Here is a 5,190-nt window from a genome sequence, read left to right on the forward strand (position 1 = left end):
CGGCACCATCCTGACCGTCATGCTGTCGGGCGAGTATCCGTGCGAAATCGACCCGCAAGGGGGCACGCAGGTACCGCCGACCACGGCACCCTGACGCGTCGGCGTCTCGCTGTATGATCCCGGCATGTGGGTGACGGGTCGAGCCTGAACCGGTCAGGCTCCTTTCCCAGGCTTGGCAGATGAACTCGTAGGGCGTGAGGCCGCGCAGGACCTTCAGGTGCCGGGCGTGGTCGTAGGCATCAACGCACAGCTGCGGGTGCGTTCTGGGCTGGTCGTGGCTGCCGTAGTGGTAGCGCTAGACCGTCGCGTCCTCAAGCGTGCGGTTCCTGCGCTCGACCTGGACGTTGGTCCGTCGATGGCCGGCTGGCCATCGCTCCATCTCCTGCGAGGACTGCAGGCAGAAGCCTGCGGCGGGACTGGTTCACCCGCGATGCGCAATGGCCGACCCCCCGGAGAGAGCAGCGGCACAGATCCGATCGAAGATGTGGACGAAGGCGTACTGGTCGCCGGTCCGGTTGGTGAACCGGATGCCGTGGTTGGTCGGCTCCGAGTGGACCTCGCAAGGCACGGCCAGGGTCAGCGCGCGCAGGAACCGGGCGGCCTCCATCTTGCCGGCGCTCTCCACGAGCTGGACGAAGGCGAACTCGCTGGTGTGGTCGCGCGCTTGGCCGCCGTTCTCGCGGCTATCTTCACTAGCCTGGATCGCACGACGGACCGCTTTTGTCGTGGTGGCGCTGCCATGAAGAACCTGGCCATAGCGCATCCCTCGCCGCATGGGGATCAACCGTACCACTATACAGTAGGACCGTGCACCTAGCGGCAGGTCACGTCGCCCAGGCTGATCACGTCGGTCTCGGCCCCCTCGTCCGGAGCAGCCAGGGTGATGGTGCACGCCGTGGTGCGGCCGTCCAGGGTGACATCATGGTCGCCGAACTCCTCCACCTCGGCGACGAAGTAGCCGAGATTGTCGGTGGTCGAGAGTCCGTTGATATCCAAGATCCGGGCGTTGGCGACCGGACGGCCGTCCTGATGGAGCAGGCGGCCATAGAAGGAGACGAGTCGGCGGACCTGCCAGCGTGCGGTGGCGACGTTGCCCGGATAAAGGGGTAGGTCGGCGCCCTCCTGCTTGAGATCCAGCAGGTTGGCATCGGCAGAGCTGGCGCTGGGCGTGTAGCTGCGAAACGAGGGAACCGGCAAGACGACCGAACTGCCGGTCCGGACGGTGGCCCCGTCGCCCTGACCTGCAGACACGGTCAGGCGCCCCGCCTCCGCAGGACCGTCGAACTCGGCCAGGATGGCGGCATCACCCGAGCCTCTACCACCGAGGGCTGCACCGTCGAGGTTGGCAGCGACGATCGTGCGGGCGAAGCCCTGGTAGACGATGCTGCGGCGGCCGCCCCATTCCTCCAGGCTGACCGCACCGCTTGCAGAGCCGTAGGGCGCGTTCGCCGTGGCATCCACGCCCAGCCGGTTGTTGCCGTCCACGTCGCGCGCCGCCTCGACGCCGACCGTCGCATCGAGGCTCGGCAAGTTCTCGAGGTCGTAACTGGCCCGCAGCCCGCCGAACATTCCCAGGCCGACCCCTCCGTCGTCGCCGTCCGAGTAGTCGCGGTCCACTTCGCGATAGCGCGTACCGGCGGTGGCGGTCAGTCGGTAGGGACGCCCCGGCGGAGCAAAGGTAAAACGGATCCGGCCGAACACCAGACTTTCGTCGTCACCGCGGGTCGCGCTGAACTCCAGATCGGTCCGGAGCGAGGGCGTCCTGCCGATCGGCATCGAGAACAACGGGCCGATGCCCCAGTCTTCGTCGTCCCTGTTTCGGTAGTAGCCACGGAACTGGAGGTTGGCGCCGTTCGTCCAGCCATAGCCGGCGCTGAGAGTCACACTCTGCCGGGATTGTTCCAGATTGCCGAACTCCCAACGCCGATCCTCCTCGGTCTCGTCGTCCCAGTCGTCCTGGCGATCGGTTCCCTCGCTGCCCAGCACAATGTCCCCACTCAAGGAGATGGCGAAGCGTCCGAGACGCAGGGAAGTGGCGGCAGCTATGCCGACCCCGCCGGCGGAGGAGCCGGCCAGGTAGAGGGCGGAACTCGTCTGCGGCGTCAGGTGGCGCACGTCGATCTCGCCGAGCAAGGTACGGTCGGTGGCGCCGACGGCGGTGGAAAGGGCGAAGGCGGTCGACAAGCGTCGGGCCACGCCCAGCTTGGCGAGCGGCGTGGTCGCGACGGATGGCAGGAAACCGCCGTCATCATCTTCGGTCACCATGCCGAGCTGTGCGAAGTACTGCCATTCGCCGGGGGGAGGGAGGGAGGGATCCTTGACGAAGGTGATCGTCTGCTCCTGCACGGCGCCGCTCGCCCCGCGGATGCGCAGCGTGACGTCGTAGACGCCGCGTGGCAGCATGCCGGTGTCGATCCGCTGGTTGCCGGCCTCATAGGACCGGGCACCGACCAGTCGCCCGTCCCGCAGGATCTCGACCTGGCTACGCTCGGTCAGGAACAGCAGGATGGGGGTGCCGGACTGGGTGTCGCGATCGAGGCGCGTGTCGAGATAGGTCTCGATCCGGGCGCCGAGCAGTCCCGGAACCCGGCTGAAGCGGGTCGGATAATCCTCGATGTAACCCAGCTGGATCAGGTGATCCTGGCCGAAGTACTCGCCGGCCAGCGCATCCACGACCGGTCGATTGCTCTGGGTCTGAGCGTAGGCGCTCAGGTGTAGGGCCGAGCGCCCGTGGCTGAGGCGCCCGTCCATGCCTGCGATCAGGCTGTTGTCGTCGTTCGACCTGCCGACGCCACCCACCACCAGATTGGCGAGCGCTGACGGTCCGGTCACCGGATCCGTCAGGTAGCGGCCTACCATTTCCTGCACCGCGAGATAAGGACGGGCGATGACCAGATCCAGGCGGAAGAAGTCCGGATTGAAGATCACCCCCGCGATCGGGACATCCAGCGTGCCGCAGCCTGGGAAGGCATCGGGCAGGCAGGACAGGCCGGTGTTCGTGGCAAGCCGGCCGCGCAGCGCATCGACGACCATGGCCCGTCGGTCCGGCAGCACCGCGTCCACGCCGGCGACAGCCTGGCCCGGGTCGACGAGCTCGACCCAGCCCGGGGCGAACGTGGCCACGACGCTGCCGATCGACCGGCCGCCGAAATAGACATCGACTGGAACCGTCTGTGGCTCCTCCAGCGCCTCGAAGCCTTCCGGAACAGCGGAACGCAGCGACTGCGCGCTCGAATCAGCACCGCCCCCGCAAATCAGCACGAGCGCACAGCAGCCGCCGAGACAAACGTTCCTGAGCATGGCCGGCCGGCTTGCAGCGCTTAAGGTACGAGTGCGGCGCGAGGCGACCGACCGCTAGGGTACCGAGATGTCGATGACGAGGCTGCCCTGGTACGTACCCGCGACGACGGAGAGCAGGTCATAGCGATCCACGTGAACTTCGTACGAGGTGAGGTAGGCATCCGGACCGCAGGCCGGGCCCGAAGCGGTGACGAGGGCGGTCTCGCCCGACCGAGCAAACGATTGGCCCCGGCCGGCCTCGCTGTCCCACACGACCGAGAACGGCAACTCGGCGGTACCTGCTACAGCGCGGAGCTTGAACTCGTCACCGAAGCCGCTGGCGATGCGGACCCGATAGCGGGCCTGACCGTCGGTCGTCCGGATGCAGGCCTGGCCGCGCATGAGGACCGGCGCCAGCTGGCTGGAAGCCGATGCGGCAAGGTCGCCCAAGCCGCTGATCTGCACGGTCAGGGACTGTGCGCCGGCTTGCGGGGAAACCAGCGTCAAGACGAAACCGAGCGTCCAAGCCAAGGGCAAGGTCGCAGCTCGCAACGACGGCACGGCCGAGCTCCAATCAAGGCGACGGGGGGGCGGCGCACCGCCTGCCTCCCCGTGCTGCATGGTGACGATCAGGGAGTCAGGGGGCTAACCAGGAAGGTCAGCGTGCCTCCGTATTGACCGGCCGTTGCGGCCTGCAAGGCGGTCGGGGTAAAGTCGACCTGGAAGGAAGCGTTCGCATTGCCGCAGCCCGGATCCAGCGATTCCTTGCCGCCTGCGAACGCAACCGGTTCGTCGTCCGGATCAAGCTTGGTACCATTGCCACCGGGTGAGCTATTGAACTTCACCTCATATGCCAATGTCTCGTCGCCATTCACCAGCGTGAAGGCGCCTGCCTCTCCGCTGCCGGTGGCCACGACTCCGTAGCTCCTGCTTTCTCCGGCATTGGAGAAGACGCATACGTCGTCTGTCGCGAAGACACCGGTCGGCGACGCCAAGTCCGCAGCATCCAGATCGTCAAGGGTGATGTCCCCGATTCCGGTGATCTGCACCTGCTCTGGGATCGTGACCGAGAGAGCCGACGTGCCCGAGCTGTCATCGCCCAATTCACCCTGGGTGGCGGCCATCGCCGGGGCGGCAAGAGCAATGGCTGCAGCAGTAAGTGCGCTGAAAGAGAAACGCGACATTGTGACGCTCGCTTGAGTTGGTGATGGCAAGAAATTCCGCGCAAAAGGCCGCGGAAGATAAGAAAATACTCGATGAGGTGGTTTAGAATTCCTTGGAAATTCGCCCCGAGGGCGCCCCGACAGTATATTCTGCTCGGTTGTCATTCGGCAGTTCGACCGACCAGCTCTGACCCGGGTAGATCCGCCGGGAGGGCAGAGGCGTGCACTCGTCCCTGGGCAACGTCGGATCGGCACACTGACGACCGTCGTCGAGCAGGAGGCTGACGTTACCGGCATTGCGGAACTGCAGCTGCCGGCCATCGCGGGTCGCCAGCAGGCTTTCCTCGATCCGCGCAGGCCGCACGAACAGATAGGCCTGATACCCCACCACGACCTTGATCATCGCCGAGGGGGCATTCGAAGCAGCGGGCTCGTCCGACAGGATGTCACCGACCACCGGCTTCAGGGTGATGCGGAACATGCGCTCACGGTCGACTTGCCGGTTCAGCACGACCATGCGGACCGGCCGCCGCTGGCCTGGCTCCAGGATCAGCCGGTTGGGTGTCACCAGCAGCCCCAGCTCGTCCGGTGAACCTGTGCGGGCTTCCCGGCCCTCGTCCGTGGCGACCATCTCCTCGACGTCCACCTGGACATAGAGCTTCTCGGATCCGGTATTGGCGAGGGTGAGGTCCCGTCGCGACTGCGCCGGATCCGCCATGTCGACGAGCAGCGTGTCGACCGTCAGGTT

5 protein-coding genes and 1 pseudogene are annotated in these 5,190 nt (G+C 66.3%); all 6 read right to left on the minus strand.

Annotation, left to right across the window (positions count from 1 at the left end; all coding sequences use genetic code 11):
* Window positions 1-131: 131 nt before the first annotated feature.
* Window positions 132-358: pseudogene (locus tag VNS22_RS28490) on the minus strand (IS481 family transposase); the annotation flags it as partial.
* A gap of 63 nt (window positions 359-421) precedes the next feature.
* Complete coding sequence (locus VNS22_RS28495) at window positions 422-775, minus strand: hypothetical protein (RefSeq protein ID WP_414653314.1); 354 nt, start codon at window positions 773-775, stop codon at window positions 422-424.
* Between the two features lie 38 nt (window positions 776-813).
* Complete coding sequence (locus VNS22_RS04575) at window positions 814-3,261, minus strand: TcfC E-set like domain-containing protein (RefSeq protein ID WP_325730062.1); 2,448 nt, start codon at window positions 3,259-3,261, stop codon at window positions 814-816.
* A gap of 93 nt (window positions 3,262-3,354) precedes the next feature.
* On the minus strand, window positions 3,355-3,810 hold the full coding sequence (locus VNS22_RS04580; RefSeq protein WP_325730064.1) for a hypothetical protein: 456 nt from the start codon (window positions 3,808-3,810) through the stop codon (window positions 3,355-3,357).
* Window positions 3,811-3,908: 98 nt separating this feature from the next.
* Window positions 3,909-4,463 (minus strand): hypothetical protein, encoded by a 555-nt coding sequence (locus VNS22_RS04585; protein ID WP_325730066.1) that lies wholly within the window; start codon window positions 4,461-4,463, stop codon window positions 3,909-3,911.
* An 82-nt stretch (window positions 4,464-4,545) separates the two neighbouring features.
* Window positions 4,546-5,190: fimbria/pilus periplasmic chaperone (locus VNS22_RS04590; protein ID WP_325730068.1), on the minus strand; the 645-nt coding region annotated here is incomplete at its 5' end.

Origin of the sequence: Geminicoccus sp. (genome assembly GCF_035556675.1) — a bacterium.
Lineage (GTDB): Bacteria > Pseudomonadota > Alphaproteobacteria > Geminicoccales > Geminicoccaceae > Geminicoccus.

Coding starts and splice junctions, on each gene's coding strand:
- VNS22_RS28495 (WP_414653314.1), bottom strand. CDS start 775: ATGCGGCGAGGGATGCGCTATGGCCAGGTTCTTCATGGCAGCGCCACC.
- VNS22_RS04585 (WP_325730066.1), bottom strand. CDS start 4,463: ATGTCGCGTTTCTCTTTCAGCGCACTTACTGCTGCAGCCATTGCTCTT.